Consider the following 17,086-nt stretch of genomic DNA (forward strand, 5'->3'; position numbering starts at 1 on the left):
CCGGACACCAGGAGGAGCCGATGCACGGAGCGGGGCGCCGCGCGCGGCGGTCGGGCTCGGTGTCGTGGTCGTCGTCCTGCTGGTCGCCCTCGGCCTGAGCCGGGCGGCCGACGACGGCTCCGACGCGGCGCCGGAGCCGTCCGCGTCGTCGGAGTCGTCGGAGTCGTCGGCGCCGGCTGCGACGGTTCCGGACGAGGAGTGGTGCGCCACCTGGCGAGCCACCGTCCAGGTGCAGGCGCAGTACGTCGCCACGCAGAGCGCCGACGACGCGGCCACGCTGCTGACACTGGTCGAGCGGCTCCGGTCGATGGGCTACCCCGAGAGCCTGGCCGAGGCCGGCCGCACCGAGCTGACCGCCGTCCTCGACGACCTGCGCGCCTCCGCCGACCCGTCGTTCACCCCGAGCGTCGTGCCGTCGGAACCGGCCGACGTACCGGCCGGTGGCCATGCTGCCGACGACGGCCACGACCACGCCGGGGCGGACGAGGCGCCGTTCGGGTTCTTCCTCGCCGAGCACTGCCCGGCCTGAGCGCGCACGCGCAGACCTCGGCCGGGCCGGCGCGAGCGATGTAACTCAGTGTTCGGTGCACTACCTCGGGTGCTGGGACCGGTCAGAACACCCGGGAAGCAGACCGAACACCGAGTTAATCACAGTCCCGTCAGTCCTCGCTCTCGTCCCCGCGCCGCCCGGTCGCGACCAGGGGCACCATCAGCCACAGCGTGACGAAGGCGACGAGGACGAGCGCGGACGCGACCACGCCGGCGGTGGGCCCGACGACGATGTCGAAGACCAGCAGCACGACGCCGGCGGAGACCAGGCCGAGGCCGGCGAGCCCGACCCGGGCACACACGTTGGCGGCCGCCACCAGCCACGGCCGCTGCCGTTGGCGGAACAGCACCCGGTGGAAGGCCACGGGGGCGACGATCAGGCAGGTCGTCAGCACGGCGCCGACGAGGACGCACAGGTAGATGATGCGCTGCCGCTCGACCAGGTCCTCGAACCGGTCGCTGAACGGCACGGTGAGCAGGAAGCCGGTGAGGATCTGCACACCGGTCTGCACCACCCGGAGCTCCTGGAGCAGCTCGTTCCAGTTGCGGGTGATCTGCGACGGCGGCCGGCCGTGGGTGCCGAGCCCGGCGTCGGCCTGGGCGCTCATCGTGGCGCCCGCTGCCCGCCTTCCCGGGTGTCGCGGACCCGCCCGATGTGGACGAGCAGCCCGCCGGGACGGCAGTCGCGCACGTCGAGGACCTCGTGCCGGGCCTCCTGCGTGCTGCCGAGGCCCTCGACCACCGAGCGCACGACGGCCACCTGCTCGTCGGTGCCGACCTGCAGCACCACGTGGCCGGCCGGGTGGAGGTGGCGGAGCGCGACGCCGAGGTTGAGCGCGATCTGGTCGGTGCCGTCAGCACCGCCGTCGATCGCACCGACCGGGTCCTCGGGGAAGTCCCCGACCTCGGTCGACGGCACCCACGGCGGGTCGACGACGACGAGGGGGAACACCTCGTCGGGGCGCAGCGCACCGACGACGCTGGCGGTCCGGACGTCGGTGGCGACGCCGGCGGTCGCCGCGTTGCGGCGGGCGTAGTCGGTGGCGACCGGGTCGCGGTCGACCTGGACCAGCTCGCGGCCGGTGAGAGACGCGGCGAGCAGCCCGATGTGTCCCGCGCCGCAGCACAGCTCGAGGATCGGCCCGGGAGGCGTGTCCTCGGCGAGCTCGGCGACCCACCGGCTCTGGGCGGCCGTCCATCCGCGCGGCCGGAGCACCCGCCGGTCCCAGTCGATCGGCAGGCCGCTGAACTCGATGGTCTCGGTCGTCGTGTCCACGGCTGTCATGGCTCGCCGGTACCCACGCGCCGACTCGCTCATCCGCGAGCACGGGGGCGGGGCGGTGCGGGACGGGGGACGTCATACGAGCCGAGGGCGATCGCCCACGGGGCGTATGACGTCCCCGGCCTGTCGCGCGGCCCGGCGCGCCACCTGCGCACCCGTCAGAACACCGGCTTGCCGCCCGTCACCCCCAGCACCGTCCCGGAGACGTACGACGCGTCGCTGGGCGAGGCGAGGAACACGAAGGCGGGCGCCACCTCGGCGGGCTGCCCGGCCCGTCCGAGCGGGGTGCTCGCCCCGAACTGCTCGACCTTCTCCGGCTCCTGCGTCGCCGGCTGCAGCGGCGTCCAGATCGGTCCGGGCGCGACCGCGTTGACCCGGATCCCGTCGGCGCCGAGCTGGGCGGCCAGGTTGACGGTGAAGTTGTTGATCGCGGCCTTGGTGGCGGCGTAGTCGAGCAGCGTCGAGGACGGCTCGTAGGCCTGGATCGACGTGTTGTTGATGATGCAGCCGGTGCGCTCGCGCAGGTGCGGCGCCGCCGCCCGGCACAGCCACACGAGGGCGTAGAGGTTGGTCTTGAAGGTCCGGTCGATCCGCTCGTCGTCGAGCTCCTCGATGCTGTGCTGGCGCGCCATCTGGTAGCCGGCGTTGTTGACCAGCACGTCGAGGCCGCCGAGCTCGTCCACCGTCCGACGGACCGCCTCGTCGCACGCCGACCGCTCGCGCAGGTCGAGCTCGAGCGGCAGCGCGGCGCGGCCGGCGTCCTGGACCAGCGCGGTGGTGGCGTCGGCGTCCTCCTTCTCCTCCGGCTGGTAGGTGAAGGCGACGTCGGCGCCCTCGCGGGCGTACGCGATCGCGACCGCCCGTCCGATCCCGGAGTCGCCGCCGGTGATCAGGGGCGACCTTGCCCTCCAACCGGCCGTGGCCGACGTAGCTCTCCCTCACCGTGGTCCGGTTGCGGCCGCATCTCGCCGGTCAGGCCGGGCGGCTCCTGCTGCTGGGCGGGGAACTCGGTGTCGCTCATGACGAGCGCGGTACCCCACGTCCGGTCGTTCACCCCGGGATCGGGCGCAGCACGACGGGTACTTCCCGGGCACTGCCGAGCGTGAGGAGCCTGCGATGCCCGGACCGACCGGCCAGACCGGCCTGATCCGCGACGACCTGGCCTGGCGCCTGCTCCGCGACGGCTACCGGGCGCTCGACCGGGAGCGGCGGCGACACGACGGCCGCGACGCCTTCGCGACCCGGATGCTCGCCCGGCGCACGGTCGTCGTCCGCGGCGAGGAGGGCGCGCGGCTGTTCTACGACGAGGCGGTGGTCGCGCGCACGCGCGCCGTTCCGCCGCCGCTCGCGTGGCTGCTGTTCGGCCGCGGCGCGGTGCACGGGCTCGACGGTGCGGCCCACCGCGAGCGCAAGCGGCTGTTCCTCGAGGTGCTCACCCCCGAGCGCACCGAGCCGCTCGTGGCCGCGGTGCGGGCGCGGCTGCAGGACCGGGTGCCGTCGTGGAAGCACGGCACACCGGTCTTCGACGAGCTGGTCGAGGTGTACGGCGGCGCCGTGCTGAGCTGGGCGGGCATCCGGCTCGACGACGTCGAGGCCGCCCGGGTCAGCCACCGGCTGGCGGAGATCGTCGACGGCTTCGGGTTCGCCGGCGTCGCCTACGCCCGCGGCTGGCGGTCGCGGCTCGTGGCGAACCGCTGGGCCCGGCGGTTGGTCCGTGAGGTGCGGGAGGGGTCGTCGATCGTGCAACGCGACCGGCCGCTCGGGATGATCGCCGCCCGTGCCGACCTCGACGACCGCACGGCGGCCGTGGAGCTGCTCAACGTGCTGCGCCCGACGGTGGCCGTCGCCTGGCCCGCGACGCTCGCGACGGCGCAGTTGCTGCGGTCGCCGGAGCCTGCGACCGTCACGTCCGACGAGCTGCTCCGGCCCTACGTCCACGAGTGCCGGCGGCTGCAGCCGTTCGCCCCCCGCACTGACCGGCCTGGTCCGCCGCACCGCGACCGTCGGCGGAGCGGTGCTGCGCCCGGGCGACCGGATCGTGCTCGACGTCGTCGGCACCCACACCGACCCGCGCACCTGGTCGCCCGGCCCCGGCGACCCCCGCCCCCCTCCGCCTTCGAGCCGCGACGGTTCGCGGACGGCGAGCCCTCGCCGTACGCGCTGGTGCCGCAGGGTGGCGGCGACCCGGCGACCGGCCACCGCTGCCCCGGGGAGCCGCTGACCGTCCGGCTGCTGGAGGTCACCCTGCGCGAGATCGCCCGCCACGGGCTGCGCCCGGTGGCCGGTGGCGAGCCCGACCTGCGCCGGATGCCGACCCTGCCCGACCCGCCGCTGCGGGTGACACGGACCTCACCGGATGCGGCCGGGACGCCCGGGTACTGGCACGGTGGCGGACGACCGGTCGGCGACTGACGGGCCGGCGAGGCCGTCCGAGGAAGGCGACTGAGAGGAGCAGCCCCCCATGGCGGAGTGGTCGAGCAAGCGCCCGGTGATGATCATCGGGTTCGTGTCGATCCTGGTGCTGGTGCTGGCGGTGTTCGTCCTCATCGGCATCGTGCTCTGACCGCATCCTGACCCGGCGCAAGGCGCCGGCACCCCACGGGCAGTCGGCCGATCACCCGGACAGGGGGGACTCGATCGCCGGACCCTGCGTCCGCGTCGGTCTCAGCCCTGGTTGGCACCGGAGTGGTCGGCCGGCGCCCGGGCGGCCACGGGCCGCTGCGGCGCGGGCACCCGGGCGCGACGCTCCGCGGTGAGGTCGTCGATGAGGGCGTCCAGCAACCGTCGGAGGCCCGGGTGGCTGACGTGGCCCTCCCGCGCGACCGTGAGCAGCCGCTCGGCGATGTCCCGGACCTTCACGTTGCGGTTGCGCGACCACCAGCGGAGCATCGCGAACGCGGCGTCCGCGTCGAGGCCGTAGCCGAGCATCAGCACGCCCTTGGCCTGCTCGATGGTGTCGCGTGCCGCGGCCGACGCGGCCACCGCCTCGTCCGCGGCGGCGGTGAACTCGGGGGTGAGGTCGAGGTAGTAGCCCACCAGGTGGGTCACCCGGCCGGAGTCGTCGCGCTCACCCTCGCCGACGACGACCACGCGTCGCTCCGCGCCCCGGGCACGGATCCGGTAGTAGATGTTGAACGGCTCGCCGGTCTCCGCTGCGTCGAGGAACGCCTGCTCGACGCGCTGCCGGTCGTGCTCGTGCTTGTGGCGGAGGAACAGGTCGGTCGTGGGCTCGACCTCGCCCGGCTCGTAGCCGTGGATGGCGTAGACGTCGTCGTCCCACGTCCAGCGCGCGGCGGCGACGTCGTAGGTGAACCGCCCGGTCTGGCGCTCGCCAGCCTGCTCCTCGACACCCATGGGGCCTCCCTCACCTCGAACCGGTCACGCGTATGCGGCCGCAGCCGCACGGGTATTCAGACGGCACCAGAGGAGGCCCCCCACCACATGAGCAGCCGCCACACCCTGCACGAGAAACTATCCCGAACTTCTCACGGTAGCGATATCCCGGGTACACCCGGGACCCTCCCGGAGCCGTGCGGCCCGGTGAGCGAGGCCGTCATCCGGGCGCTGACCGTGCCGACCGGCCCCCGGCCGGTGCCCTCACCCGACGACGCGCGGCGGGTGACCGACCCGCTGACCGACCGCGACTTCCAGCTCGCGCTGTGGATGCTCTACGAGCTCCACTACCGCGGGTTCGACGGCATCGACCCCGACCTCGAGTGGGACCCGCTGCTCATCGCCGCGCGACGCCCGATGGAGGCCGCGCTCGAGGCCGCGGTCCGCGAGCTCGCCGCCGTGGACGACGAGCCGACCACGGCCAAGGAGGTCGCGACCGCGCTCACGCGGATGACCAACGGCTGCGGCGCCGGCGAGCTGGCGACGTTCCTCGGCCGGCACGCGACCAAGACGCAGTTCCGCGAGTACCTCGCCGAGCGCGCCGTCTACCACCTCCACGAGTCCGACCCGCAGAGCTTCGTGCTGCCCCGGATCGACGGACCGGCCAAGGTGGCGCTCGCCGAGCTGCAGTACGACGAGTACGGCTCCGGCCGCCCCGACCGGATCCACGCCGGTCTCTACGCGAAGGCGTTGACGAGCCTCGGCATCCCGACCGACCTGCTCACCCACGTCGACCGGGCCGAGGCGACCACGCTCGCCTCGGTCAACACGATGTCCCTCTTCGCGCTCAACCGCCGGTTGCGTGGCGCGGCCCTCGGGCACCTCGCCGCGTTCGAGGCGACCAGCTCGCTGCCGTGCGCGGCGATCGCCGAGGGCGCCCGCCGGCTCGGCCTCCCGCCGGAGGTCGCGGACTACTACGACGAGCACGTCGAGGCCGACGCGGTCCACGAGCAGCTCGCCATCCGCGACATCTGCGGCGCCCTGGTCGAGAACGAGCCCGCGCTCGGCGCCGACGTCGTGCTGGGCGCTGCCGCGTGCCTCGCCGTCGACGGCCTCGCGGCCGACGTACTCCTCGACCGCTGGCGCGACCTCCGGAGCGCGGCGTCGTGACCGGCGACGGACGGGTCACCGTGCAGCTGTGCCCCGGCGGGCCGATGCTGCTGCGCGGGGCGGACGAGGTCGTGGCCGACGACGGCACGGTGCACCCGGTCGGCCGACCCGTGGTCGCGCTGTGCCGCTGCCGCCGCTCGCAGCGGATGCCGTGGTGCGACAACTCACACAAGGCCCGCCGGACCGATCGCGCCGACCGGGCCGATCGCCCGGAGCGGTCCGACGAGAATTGACGAGCCCTGACGAGCCCTGACGAGCGCAGTCACCCGTCAGCGACAGCGACGCAGCGACAGCCACCAGACGCCGAAGCGGCCCGGACCTCGATGGGGAGAGGTCCGGGCCGCTTCGTATGACGGCGCCGGGGGCGGTGCGCCGACCGCCCCCGCGCGCCTCCCTAGGCAGCCTTCGCGGCGGGGGGTGTGGCGGCGGCTGCCGGTGATGGATCCGCGGAGGTCCGCGAGGATCCGCTGGAGCAGGCGGGACACCTGCACCTGGGTCACGCCGAGCTCGTCGGCGATCTGCTGCTGGGTCATCTGCTCGTAGAACCGCAGGTGCAGGATCTTGCGGTCCCTGCTCTTGAGCCGGCGGCAGGCCGGCGCGAGCACGGCGACGGCCTCGGTGCGGTCGAAGCCGAGCTCCTCGGCCGGCAGCCGGTCGATCCAGGCGAACCCGGACTCGCCCGGCGGCGTCTCGTGCAGCGAGTCGGGCGACGCGCAGTCGCTGCAGTCGAGCGCCTCGAGGACGTCGTCCTCGCTGCAGTCGACCTCCTTGGCGAGCTCCGACGGCCGCGGCGGCCGGCCGAGGTCCTGGGTGAGCCGCTCCTCCGCCTCGGCGAGGCGGGGCCGGAGCTCCTGGAGCCGGCGCGGCGGCCGGACGGTCCAGGTGGCGTCGCGGAAGTACCGCTTGAGCTCACCGAGGATGCTCGGGACGGCGTAGACCAGCAGGTCGTCGCCGCGGTCGGGGCGGAAGGCGTGCACCGCCTTGGTGAGCGCCAGGCAGGCGACCTGCTGGAGCTCCTCGAGCGGTTGCCCGCGGTTGCGGTAGCGCGCCGCCAGGGAATGGGCGACGGGGATGTTCAGCAGGATGACCTCGTCGAGGATCCGCTGACGCTCCAGGCCCTCGGAGACGTGGGCCTTGGCGACGAGCTCGGCCGTGCGTCGCTTGCGCTCGTCGGAGGGGACCGACGGGACCGAGCCGATCTCGGACTTGCGATGGGTGGTGGGGGACGCCGTGGTGGCGAGAGAAGACACTTGATCAGACTCCCGGTGTCGAGAGCGGTCGTGGCGGTTGGCTGGGCCACGGATATTGCGTCTGGGCCGACCGGTACCCGGTGGCTCCAGCGTCATACCTTCTCGTTCTCCGACCATAGCCCGGGGGCGGTCGAAACACCATGTCGAGGCGATGTTCAGGTTCGTGCAACCGCGCTGACCTGCACTGATACGCATTCCGAGGGTCCCGGGGTCCTGGGACGGTCCCGGGACCCCCGGGGACCGGAACGGCCCGCCGCCGGGTGGCGACGGGCCGTCCTCGGCCTGGGGGTGAACCCCGTGGTGCCTCGGTGGGTCAGCTGCGGGTCAGCGGAGGTCGAACCGGTCGGCCTCCATCACCTTCACCCAGGCGGCGACGAAGTCGCGGACGAGCTTCTCGCCCGCGTCGTCGCTGCCGTAGACCTCGGCCAGGGCCCGCAGCTGGGAGTTCGCCCCGAAGACCAGGTCGACGGCCGTCGCGGTCCACTCCACCTCGCCGGAGGCCAGGTCGCGGATCTCGTAGACGTTCTCCTCCGACTGCGACGCCTTCCACTCCTTGCCGGGCGAGAGCAGGTTGACGAAGAAGTCGTTGGTCAGCACGCCGGCCCGGTCGGTGAGCACGCCGTGCTCCGCGCCGCCGGCGTTGGCGCCCAGCGCCCGCATGCCACCCACCAGCACGGTCATCTCCGGGGCGGAGAGGTCGAGCAGGTAGGCCTTGTCGAGCAGGAGCGTCTCGGCGGACACCTTCTCCCCCGGCCGCAGGTAGTTGCGGAACCCGTCGGCCCGCGGCTCGAGGTACTTGAACGAGCTGACGTCGGTCTGCTCCTGGGTCGCGTCGGTGCGGCCCGGACGGAACGGAACGGTGACCTCGACGCCGGCGTCGCGCGCGGCCTTCTCGACCGCGGCGCAGCCGCCGAGGACGATCAGGTCGGCGACCGAGACCCGCTTGTCGCCGGTCTGAGCGGCGTTGAACTCCTGCTGGAGCTGCTCGACCGCCTGCAGCGCCGCCTGGACCTGGGGGTCCTGGCTGATCGGCCAGCTGCGCTGCGGCTCGAGCCGGATCCGGGCGCCGTTGGCGCCGCCGCGCTTGTCGGTCTTGCGGAAGGTCGAGGCCGACGCCCACGCGAGCGACACCAGCTGGGACACCGATGCCGCGTCGAGCAGCTTCGCCTTGAGGTCGGCGACGTCCTGCTCGTCGATCAGCTCGTGGTCGACCTCCGGCACCGGGTCCTGCCACACCTGCGGCTCGGGCACCCACGGGCCGAGCATGTGCGGGCCCACCGGCCCCATGTCGCGGTGCAGCAGCTTGTACCAGGCCCGCGCGAACGCGTCGGCGAACTGGTCGGGGTTCTCGTGGAACCGGCGCGAGATCTTCTCGTACTCCGGGTCGACCCGCAGGGCGATGTCGGAGGTCAGCATCCGCGGCTCCCGGCGCTTCGACGGGTCGTGCGCGTCGGGCACCATGTCGCTGCCGGCTCCGTGCTTGGGCCGCCACTGGTACGCGCCGGCCGGGGACTTCATCAGCTCCCAGTCGTAGGCGAAGAGGATGTGGAAGAACTCGTTGTCCCAGCGGGTGGGGTGGTAGGTCCAGGTGACCTCGATCCCGGACGTGATCGTGTCGCCGGCCTTGCCGCTGCCGTAGGTGCTCTTCCAGCCGAGGCCCTGCTCCTCCAGCGGCGCGGCCTCCGGCTCGGGACCGACGTGCTCGGCCGGGCCGGCGCCGTGGGTCTTGCCGAAGGTGTGACCGCCGGCGATCAGCGCGACCGTCTCCTCGTCGTTCATCGCCATCCGCGCGAAGGTCTCGCGGATGTCGCGCGCCGAGGCCAGCGGGTCGGGGTTGCCGTTGGGGCCCTCGGGGTTGACGTAGATGAGGCCCATCTGGACGGCGCCCAGCGGCTCGGAGAGCTCGCGCTCACCGCTGTAGCGCTCGTCGCCCAGCCAGGTGTCCTCCGGGCCCCAGTAGATCTCCTCCGGCTCCCAGATGTCCTCGCGCCCGAACGCGAAGCCGAACGTCTTGAAGCCCATCGACTCGAGCGCGACGTTGCCGGCGAACACCAGCAGGTCGGCCCACGAGACCTTGTTGCCGTACTTCTTCTTCACCGGCCAGAGGAGCCGGCGGGCCTTGTCGAGGTTGGCGTTGTCGGGCCAGCTGTTGAGCGGCGCGAACCGCTGGTTGCCGTCGCCGGCGCCGCCGCGGCCGTCGTGGACCCGGTAGGTGCCGGCCTGGTGCCAGCTCATCCGAATCATCAGGCCGCCGTAGTGGCCGAAGTCGGCGGGCCACCAGTCCTGGGAGGTGGTGAGCACCTCCACGATGTCCTGCTTGAGGGCCTCGACGTCGAGCTTGGCGAACTCCTCGCGGTAGCTGTAGCCCTGGCCGAGCGGGTTGGTCGCCGGGGACTGGGTGTGCAGGACCGAGAGGTCGAGCTGGTTGGGCCACCAGTCCTTGTTGCTGCGCGGAGCGTGCGCCTTCGGCTGCGGCGAGTCGATCGCGGGGTTCTCGCTCTCGCTGCCGTGCTCGGTCACGCCGTCGTGCATGACCGGGCACCCCGCCTCCGCCTTGCGGTCCACGCCCTGGGGGCTCTCGGGGGTCGGGTTGTCCGTGCTGTCGGTCATCTGCTTCCTTCCGGGAGGCGAACTAGTTGACTTGTGCGGTGCGGGGTCGTGCGGACGAGCAGGCGGGGCAGGTGCCCCAGTAGATGACCTCGGCCTCGTCGATCGAGAAGCCGTGGTCGTCGGAGGCGGACAGGCACGGGGCGTGCCCGATGGCGCAGTCGACGTCGGCGATCGCTCCGCAGGAGCGGCACACGACGTGGTGGTGGTTGTCCCCGACCCGGGCCTCGTAGCGCGCGACCGAGCTGGCCGGCTGGATCCGCCGCACCAGCCCGGCGTCGGTGAGGGCGCGGAGCACGTCGTAGACGGCCTGGTGCGACACCTCGCCGAGTCGTTCGCGGACCGCGCCGATGACGGTGTCGGTGTCGGCGTGCGGGTGGGAGTGGACGGCGTCGAGGACGGCGAGCCGCGGCCGGGTCACCCGGAGGTCGGCGCCCCGTAGCATCTGCTCGAAGTCGCGGGTGGTGGACACGTGCGCAGTCTTCCGCCTTTTCTTGAACGAGTCAAGAGAAGCGGTTCGCGGGGGTGAGGTTTCCCCGGCCGACCGGGGAAACCTCAACATGTCGGGCAAAGCAATGCCGGACAAGTGGAGGTTTTGCCCGTCACGTCAGCCGGCGCCGACCCGACCGACCCACTCCCGCCGACCAGCACCCGAGTGCGGCAGCCCCGCCTCAGTCAGCGGCCTCGACCGCGAGCACATCGTGGCGCGGCGCCGGGTTGGGCCGGTGCGCCTTGCAGGTGAGCCGGTGCGCGACCGACGGGTCGCTGGTCGTGCGCACCCGCACCGCGTGGTGGGCGCCGTCGGGGGGCGGCGAAGGTCGCGGTGGTGACGTCGCCGTCGACCCGGCGCCGGACGAGGGTGAGGTCGTCGACGCCGTCGAGGCCGAGGTGACGCAGCAGGTGGATCTCCGCCGCCTGCACCGGCATCGGGTACGACGACCGCCCGCGCAGGTGGTCGAGGAGCAGGCGGCGCCGGCCGTGGGCGTCGGCGACGGCGAGCCCGGCACCGACGTCGAGGCGGCCGTAGTAGAGGCCCTCCGGCAGCACGACCAGGTTGCCGGCGAACCGGTCTCCGCCGATGTGCGAGACCTCCCAGGTCTCCTCCGGCCGGGCTGCGTCGAGCGCCATCGCGACCGGCCGCCCGAACTCCGCGCAGCACGCGTCGTGCCGGCCGTTGGTGCAGACGCAGTGCAGGGTCTCCTCCGACGGCGGCAGGCCGGTCGAGCCTCCCGGCCCGCAGGGCGCCGAGGTCGAGGTCGAGCACCTCGCGGAGGTCGGCCACCGTGCCGTGCTCGAGCCGCGGCGCCCGCGGGTCGGCGTACGCGGCGAAGACGTTGAGCCGCTCCGGGTCGCGGGCCGCTCGCGCCCGGCGGACGAGCAGCACCTTCGCGCGGTGCTCCTTGGCGCGGCGGCGCAGCTCGGCACCGAGGCCCTCGGGCAGCCGGGCGTCGAGCAGCGCCGTGTTGCCCCACGGGCCCGAGTGCTCCAGCAGCAGCCACGTGCGGACGTGCGTGGCGGTGCCGGCGACCGGCTCGTCGCGGCCCAGGCTCGCGGCGGCACAGCTGAAGCGCTCGGTCGTGGTGGTCAACGGGTCAGCGCACCATCTCGAGCAGTCCCTCGCGGACCAGCCTCCGGCACAGCACCAGCCGGCTGCCGGCATCGAGGTGGTCGGCGAGGTCGGCCGGGGTGAGCTCGGTGCGCGCGCGCACCTCCTCCAGCGCCGGCCGGACCCGGGCGGGGGACCGTCAGCGAGCGGTCGCCGAGCAGCACCTCGACCCGGTCGCCGCGGTCGAGCAGCACGCACGGGTGGCCGGGGCGCCGGCGCAGCCGGGTGCCGTCGGTGAGCTCCTCGCGCAGCCCCAGCACGTCGGTGAGCCCGCCGGCGAGCCGCGCCGGCCGGGTGGTGAGGAAGCGACGGACCTCGGTCTCCACCGCGGCGCCGGTGTCGAGGCGTCGTACGTCGGCCGCGAGCTGCTCGAGCCGGTCGGCCAGGCCCTCGCGGAGCTGGCCGGGGTCGTCGAGGTAGCCGGCGGGCAGGTGCTCGTCGGCCACCGCCGCGAGCAGCGGCTCGACCGAGCGGCGGACCAGGCCGCGCCAGGTGAGCTGGTTGATGCCGACGGTGACGTGTAACGACACGGTCTGCTGCGCGCGGGCGGCGTGCGGCGTCCCGGTGGGCAGGTACATCGACAGGCCCGGCTCGAGCAGCACCTCCTCGGCGCCGTCGCTGCCGTGGACCTCCCACTGCTTGAAGCCGGCGGTCTGGAAGACGAAGACGTCGTGACTGTCGGCGTGGACGGCGAACCCCTGCGACCCCGGCGGCGTCAGGTAGGCGTTCGCCTGGCAGGGGTGGCCGAGCTCGAGCTCGAGCTCGGCGACGAGCCGGGTCAGCGGCGGCCAGTAACGCTGCAGGCCCTGCAGCACGACCGTTGCGCCCTCGTCGAAGAGCGCGAGCGTCTTGCGGGCGTCGACGAGGCCGGTGAGCGGCTTGCCGGCGAGGCTGGCGCCGCTCCGGGTGTACGCCGACTCCGGCAGCACCGCGCCGTCCTTGGCGAGCCGGACCGACGGGGTGCGGATGGCGCTGCCGGTGAGGGAGCTGGTCGACGTCGTCGAGCGACAACAGGCCGACGAGCAGCTCGGGGTCGGTGCGGTGGAGGTGCACGCGGGACGCCCAGACCTTCGCGAGGAAGGTCTGGGCGTCACCGCTGAGCAGGTCGAGGGCGCTCACTCAGGATGCGTCCCCGTCGGTCGCGTCGCCGTCGGTGCCGTCACCGTCGGTCGCGTCGCCGTCCGTGGCGTCGCTGTCGGTGCCGTCGCCGTCGGTGCCGTCGCCGTCGGTCGCGTCGCCATCGGTCGCGTCCCCGTCGGTGCCGTCACCATCGGTCGCGTCGCCGTCCGTGGCGTCGCCGTCGACGGTGTCCGTGGCGTCGCCGTCGGTGCCGTCGGCGTCGCCGCCCGCGCCTCCTCCGGTCCCACCGGCGGAGGTGGTGGTCATCTCGTCGTCGCTGAGCGGCTCGTCGGGGGTGCTCGTCATGTCTCCTCCTGAAGGGTGGCCGTGCTGGCAAGTGTCCTGCCGCGGCCATGGCGCGGCAAGGGCGCTGGCGCCTCGGTACCCAGCCCCACGCCGTCCACTCGTCGGCCTGGGGCCTGGTGGGCTCGTCGTAGCGGCGGGCGCGCTCGCTCAGTCGGCCTGGATCCGCCCCCGCAGCGCCTTCGTGCGTCCGCGCCGCTTCTTCCCCTCGACCCGCCGACGGCGGGCGGCTCGACTGGGCCCGGTTCGACGGCGCGGCGGCGGGGTCGGGGCCAACGCCTCCTGCAGGAGCTCGACCAGCCGCTCGCGGGCGGCGATCCGGTTGCGGAGCTGGGAGCGGTGCTCCGAGGCCACCACCGACACCGCCCCGTCGCCCGTCGTCCGGCCGGCGAGGTTCGTGACCAGGCGGGTGCGTTGCGCATCGGTGAAGCCGGTCGACGACGCCGGCGCGAAGACCAGCTCGACGCGACTGTCGCTGGTGTTCACCGACTGGCCGCCCGGGCCCGGTGAGCGGGAGAACCGCTCGACCAGCTCGGCGGCCGGGATGGTGGTGCCCGACGGGAGCCCCGGACCCGCTGGTAGCCGGAGGTCCTGACCCGGCCGGCTCATGACTCGCTCGCCACCAGGAGCAGGCCGCCGGCGAGGCCGAGGTTCTTCAGGCACTGGATCCGGTTCGCCTTGCGGGTGGCCGGGTCGTCGTCCTTCCAGAACGCGTGGCCGGCGACCGTGGTGGGGACCAGGCTCGCGACCAGTCCCCACGCCGCGGCCCTGGGCAGCACGCCGGTGACCAGGGCGGCGCCGCCGAGCGCCATGGCAGCGCCGTTGAACCGGACGGCCGCCTCCGCCCGCGGGAGCCCGAGGTCGGCCGCTGCTGCGACCCGGCCGCCGGGCTCGGCGGCCGCCTCGTAGCCCAGCCACAGGAACGGGACGCCGAGGGCGGCGCGGGCGACTCGGCTGGTGGTCGTGGTCAGGGGGTGCCTCCGGTGGGGTGCGGGCTCAGCGGCGGACGAGGACGCCGTTGCCGGTCGGCACGGCCACGGGCTCGGACGCTGGTCCGGTGGGGAGCGAGTCGGACGTGCTGAACAGCACCTCGGCCGCCGGCACGTCCCAGGGGTCGTCGCCGAGGTTGAGGTGGATCGCCAGCCGGCCGCGGTCGAGGGTCAGCCGGCGGCGGTCGTCGTCGACGGTGGCGTCGCCGAACCGGGGGTCGGTGAGCTCGGGGTGCTCGCGCCGCAGGGCGGCGAGCCGCCGGTAGCCGGTGAGCACCCGGGCGTGGTGCCCGTCCCCGACCTCGTCCCAGCGCAGGACGCTGCGCGCGAAGGTGTCGGGGTCCTGCGGGTCGAGCACCTCGTCGGGGTCCCAGCCCATCTGCTCGAACTCGGCGAGCCGGCCCTCAGCGGTGGCGGTGCCGAGCTCGGGCTCGGGGTGGGAGGTGAAGAACGCGAACGGCGTGCTCGCCGCCCACTCCTCGCCCTGGAACAGCATCGGCGTGAACGGCGAGCCGAGCGTGAGGAGCGCGGCGCAGAGCAGCCGCTCGGGGTCGAGGTGCTCGGCCGTCCGGTCGCCCCGGGCCCGGTTTCCGACCTGGTCGTGGTTCTGCGCGCACACGACCAGCCGCCAGGCGGGCATGCGCTCGGTGTCGACCGGGCGGCCGTGCGGCCGGTCGCGGAAGCTGGAGTGGGTGCCGTCGTGGAAGAAGCCGCGGTCGAGGACCTTCGCCAGCGCACCAAGCGGGGCGAAGTCGGCGTAGTAGCCGTGGGTCTCGCCGGTGGTCGCGACGTGCACCGCGTGGTGGAAGTCGTCGCTCCACTGGGCGTGGATGCCGTAGCCGCCGCCCTCGCGCGGCGTCACCATCCGGGTGTCATTGAGGTCCGACTCGGCGATCAGGGTCAGCGGCCGGTTGAGGTGCGCGGACAGGGCGTCGACCTCGACCGCCAGCTCCTCGAGCAGGTGGGTGTCGGAGGAGTCGACGAGGGCGTGCACCGCGTCGAGCCGCAGCCCGTCGACGTGGAAGTCCCGCAGCCACAGCAGCGCGTTGTCGAGGATCAGCCGCCGCACCTCCGCCGAGCCCTCGGCGTCGAGGTTCACCAGGTCGCCCCAGGTGTTGCGGCCCTCCTTGAGGTACGGGCCGAACCGGGGAGGTAGTTGCCCGACGGGCCGAGGTGGTTGTAGACGACGTCCTGGACGACGCCGATCCCGGCGCGGTGACAGGCGTCGACGAGCCGCTGGTACGCCGCCGGGCCGCCGTACGGCTCGTGGACCGCCGACCACAGCACGCCGTCGTAGCCCCAGCCGTGGACGCCGTTGAACGCGTTCACCGGCATCAGCTCGACGAACCCCACGCCGAGCGAGGCCAGGTGGTCGAGCCGCTCGGTCACGGCGTCGAGGGTGCCGGCCGGGCTGAAGGTCCCCACGTGGAGCTCGTAGACGATCGAGCCCGCGAGCTGGCGGCCGGTCCAGTCCTGGTCGGTCCAGCCGAACGCGGCGGCGTCGAACGTCGCGGACCGCTCGTGCACCCCGTCGGGCTGCCGCCGGGACCGGGGGTCGGGCAGCGCCGTCGGGTCGTCGTCGAGCAGGTAGCCGTATCGGGTGCCGTCGGGCACCGGCCCCGGGTCGCGCTCGGGCACCCACCAGCCGTCGTCGGCGCGGGTCATCGGCAGCACCTCCTCGCCCAGGCTGAGCCGCACCCGGCCGGGCCGCGGCGCCCACACCTCGAACGTCACCGGGCTCACCCCTCCTCCTCCACCAGCAGCGCGACGGGCAGTACGTCGAGCAGGTCGGCGAGCCGCTCGGCCGCGGGGCGGTCGGTCAGCAGGTCGCGCCAGCGGCCGGGCGGCAGCTCCAGGCGGGTGTCGCCCCACCCGCCGCCGCGCTCGAGGCCGAGCGGCAGCCGGGTGACGACCGTGACGGCGCCGCCGCGGTCGAACGCCAGCACGTGACCCGCGGCGCTGCCCGTGGCGCCGACCGGCCGGTAGTCGTCGAAGCGCCCGGGGTGCTCGCGGCGCAGCCGCAATGCCGTGCGCACGACGTGGAGCTTGGCCTGGCCGTCGTCGGCGGGACCGCCGGGCGGGGCCGCGACGGTGCCGGCGGCCAGGAGCTCGCGGCGCAGCCCGTAGTCCACCGGTCGCCGGTTGTCGGGGTCGACCAGGCTCTGCTCCCACAGCTCGCTGCCCTGGTAGACGTCGGGGACGCCGGGGGACGGTGAGGCTCAGCAGCTTCGCCGCCAGGGCGTTGCTCCAGCCCGGTCGGGCGACGCGCTCCGCGGCGCCGTCGAGCAGCGCCCGCACCGCCGGGTCGTCGTAGGCCGCGTCGACCGAGGCGTGCACCGCCCGCTCGTGGTCATGGTCGGGCTCGGTCCACGTCGTCCGGTCGCCCGCCTCCCGCATGGCCTTCTCGGCGTAGGCGTGCAGCCGCTCCCGCGAGATCGGCCACGACCCCAGCGCCGCCTGCCAGAGCAGGTTGGCGAAGCCGGGGTCGGGGGCCGGCGCGGCGGCGATCAGGGCGTCGAGGGTCTCCGCCCACCACGCCGGGTCCTCGGCGAGCACGGCCAGCCGGGCGCGGACGTCCTCGCCGCGCTTGGTGTCGTGGGTGCTGAGCGTGGTCATCGCCGTCGGGGACGTGCGCTGACGCTCCTGCATCGCCTCGTGGAATCCGGCCGGGTCGACGGCGAAGTGGTCGGGGTCGGCGCCCACCTCGTTGAGCGACGTCAGCCGGCTCCACCGGTAGAACGCCCGGTCCTCCACGCCCTTGGCCATCACCATCCCGCTGGTCTGCTGGAAGCGCAACGACGGGAGGCGCACCCGGTCGGCCAGCAGCGGGAGGACCACGTCGAGCGCCCGCACCAGGTCGGGCCGCTCCCTGCGCACG

General features: G+C 74.0%; 19 protein-coding genes. 4 read left to right on the plus strand and 15 right to left on the minus strand.

The genetic code is table 11. The features are described 5' to 3' along the window. Positions 1–64: 64 nt before the first annotated feature. On the plus strand, positions 65–529 hold the full coding sequence (locus MF408_RS05605) for a hypothetical protein (RefSeq protein ID WP_240250591.1): 465 nt from the start codon (positions 65–67) through the stop codon (positions 527–529). A gap of 130 nt (positions 530–659) precedes the next feature. On the opposite strand, the gene MF408_RS05610 is transcribed toward MF408_RS05605, so the two are convergent. From MF408_RS05610 to MF408_RS25000, 4 genes are all read right to left on the minus strand, one after another. Beyond that, on the minus strand, positions 660–1,157 hold the full coding sequence (locus MF408_RS05610; protein WP_240250592.1) for a DUF6328 family protein: 498 nt from the start codon (positions 1,155–1,157) through the stop codon (positions 660–662). Continuing rightward, on the minus strand, positions 1,154–1,834 hold the full coding sequence (locus tag MF408_RS05615) for a methyltransferase (RefSeq protein ID WP_240250593.1): 681 nt from the start codon (positions 1,832–1,834) through the stop codon (positions 1,154–1,156). Before MF408_RS05615 ends, MF408_RS05610 begins: the two co-directional genes overlap by 4 nt. A gap of 155 nt (positions 1,835–1,989) precedes the next feature. Continuing rightward, a complete protein-coding gene (locus MF408_RS05620; protein ID WP_345893913.1) occupies positions 1,990–2,724 on the minus strand; it encodes an SDR family oxidoreductase in 735 nt (244 codons plus the stop codon). Next, positions 2,721–2,852 (minus strand): hypothetical protein, encoded by a 132-nt coding sequence (locus MF408_RS25000; RefSeq protein WP_275693358.1) that lies wholly within the window; start codon positions 2,850–2,852, stop codon positions 2,721–2,723. The genes MF408_RS05620 and MF408_RS25000 overlap by 4 nt, the downstream gene beginning before the upstream one ends. A 95-nt stretch (positions 2,853–2,947) precedes the next feature. Between MF408_RS25000 and MF408_RS05625 the strand changes: the two genes are divergently transcribed. Next, a complete protein-coding gene (locus MF408_RS05625) occupies positions 2,948–4,243 on the plus strand; it encodes a hypothetical protein (RefSeq protein WP_240250594.1) in 1,296 nt (431 codons plus the stop codon). 252 nt (positions 4,244–4,495) lie between these two features. Here MF408_RS05625 and MF408_RS05630 read toward each other — a convergent pair whose 3' ends face one another. Further along, a complete protein-coding gene (locus MF408_RS05630) occupies positions 4,496–5,185 on the minus strand; it encodes a PAS and ANTAR domain-containing protein (protein ID WP_240250595.1) in 690 nt (229 codons plus the stop codon). A gap of 186 nt (positions 5,186–5,371) precedes the next feature. On the opposite strand from MF408_RS05630, the gene MF408_RS05635 reads away from it, so the two are divergent. Beyond that, positions 5,372–6,334 (plus strand): iron-containing redox enzyme family protein, encoded by a 963-nt coding sequence (locus tag MF408_RS05635; protein WP_240250596.1) that lies wholly within the window; start codon positions 5,372–5,374, stop codon positions 6,332–6,334. After that, complete coding sequence (locus MF408_RS05640) at positions 6,331–6,567, plus strand: CDGSH iron-sulfur domain-containing protein (RefSeq protein WP_240250597.1); 237 nt, start codon at positions 6,331–6,333, stop codon at positions 6,565–6,567. The genes MF408_RS05635 and MF408_RS05640 overlap by 4 nt, the downstream gene beginning before the upstream one ends. Before the next feature lie 36 nt (positions 6,568–6,603). On the opposite strand, the gene MF408_RS05645 is transcribed toward MF408_RS05640, so the two are convergent. From MF408_RS05645 to MF408_RS05690, 10 genes are all read right to left on the minus strand, one after another. Then, on the minus strand, positions 6,604–7,584 hold the full coding sequence (locus MF408_RS05645; protein ID WP_240250598.1) for a sigma-70 family RNA polymerase sigma factor: 981 nt from the start codon (positions 7,582–7,584) through the stop codon (positions 6,604–6,606). Between the two features lie 324 nt (positions 7,585–7,908). After that, positions 7,909–10,194, minus strand: coding sequence for a catalase/peroxidase HPI (gene katG, locus MF408_RS05650; RefSeq protein ID WP_240250599.1), 2,286 nt, complete (start codon positions 10,192–10,194; stop codon positions 7,909–7,911). Positions 10,195–10,216: 22 nt separating this feature from the next. Then, positions 10,217–10,636, minus strand: coding sequence for a Fur family transcriptional regulator (locus MF408_RS05655; protein ID WP_275693438.1), 420 nt, complete (start codon positions 10,634–10,636; stop codon positions 10,217–10,219). A gap of 230 nt (positions 10,637–10,866) precedes the next feature. Then, positions 10,867–11,751, minus strand: coding sequence for a sucrase ferredoxin (locus MF408_RS05660; RefSeq protein WP_345893851.1), 885 nt, complete (start codon positions 11,749–11,751; stop codon positions 10,867–10,869). Between the two features lie 24 nt (positions 11,752–11,775). Then, on the minus strand, positions 11,776–12,726 hold the full coding sequence (locus MF408_RS05665) for a cupin domain-containing protein (protein ID WP_240250602.1): 951 nt from the start codon (positions 12,724–12,726) through the stop codon (positions 11,776–11,778). A 190-nt stretch (positions 12,727–12,916) separates the two neighbouring features. Next, positions 12,917–13,222 (minus strand): hypothetical protein, encoded by a 306-nt coding sequence (locus MF408_RS05670; RefSeq protein WP_240250603.1) that lies wholly within the window; start codon positions 13,220–13,222, stop codon positions 12,917–12,919. A 147-nt stretch (positions 13,223–13,369) separates the two neighbouring features. Further along, the gene (arfB, locus tag MF408_RS05675; RefSeq protein WP_240250604.1) at positions 13,370–13,828 is read right to left on the minus strand and encodes an alternative ribosome rescue aminoacyl-tRNA hydrolase ArfB; all 459 of its coding nucleotides are present in this window, start codon (positions 13,826–13,828) and stop codon (positions 13,370–13,372) included. Continuing rightward, a complete protein-coding gene (locus MF408_RS05680) occupies positions 13,825–14,190 on the minus strand; it encodes a DoxX family membrane protein (RefSeq protein ID WP_275693439.1) in 366 nt (121 codons plus the stop codon). The genes arfB and MF408_RS05680 overlap by 4 nt, the downstream gene beginning before the upstream one ends. Positions 14,191–14,215: 25 nt before the next feature. After that, positions 14,216–15,307, minus strand: coding sequence for a DUF3459 domain-containing protein (locus tag MF408_RS05685; RefSeq protein ID WP_240250605.1), 1,092 nt, complete (start codon positions 15,305–15,307; stop codon positions 14,216–14,218). Next, entirely contained in the window at positions 15,304–17,085 is a 1,782-nt protein-coding gene (locus MF408_RS05690) for an alpha-amylase family glycosyl hydrolase (protein WP_240250606.1), read from the minus strand. The genes MF408_RS05685 and MF408_RS05690 overlap by 4 nt, the downstream gene beginning before the upstream one ends. Position 17,086: the final 1 nt, after the last annotated feature.

Origin of the sequence: Nocardioides sp. TF02-7 (genome assembly GCF_022437945.1) — a bacterium.
Lineage (GTDB): Bacteria > Actinomycetota > Actinomycetes > Propionibacteriales > Nocardioidaceae > Nocardioides.

What these genes read in the sequence shown, in the direction of transcription:
- MF408_RS05655 (WP_275693438.1), bottom strand. Translation starts at nt 10,636, where the DNA reads ATGCTACGGGGCGCCGACCTCCGGGTGACCCGGCCGCGGCTCGCCGTC.
- katG (WP_240250599.1), bottom strand. Translation starts at nt 10,194, where the DNA reads ATGACCGACAGCACGGACAACCCGACCCCCGAGAGCCCCCAGGGCGTG.
- MF408_RS25000 (WP_275693358.1), bottom strand. Translation starts at nt 2,852, where the DNA reads ATGAGCGACACCGAGTTCCCCGCCCAGCAGCAGGAGCCGCCCGGCCTG.
- arfB (WP_240250604.1), bottom strand. Translation starts at nt 13,828, where the DNA reads ATGAGCCGGCCGGGTCAGGACCTCCGGCTACCAGCGGGTCCGGGGCTC.
- MF408_RS05610 (WP_240250592.1), bottom strand. Translation starts at nt 1,157, where the DNA reads ATGAGCGCCCAGGCCGACGCCGGGCTCGGCACCCACGGCCGGCCGCCG.
- MF408_RS05625 (WP_240250594.1), top strand. Translation starts at nt 2,948, where the DNA reads ATGCCCGGACCGACCGGCCAGACCGGCCTGATCCGCGACGACCTGGCC.
- MF408_RS05615 (WP_240250593.1), bottom strand. Translation starts at nt 1,834, where the DNA reads ATGACAGCCGTGGACACGACGACCGAGACCATCGAGTTCAGCGGCCTG.
- MF408_RS05670 (WP_240250603.1), bottom strand. Translation starts at nt 13,222, where the DNA reads ATGACGAGCACCCCCGACGAGCCGCTCAGCGACGACGAGATGACCACC.
- MF408_RS05630 (WP_240250595.1), bottom strand. Translation starts at nt 5,185, where the DNA reads ATGGGTGTCGAGGAGCAGGCTGGCGAGCGCCAGACCGGGCGGTTCACC.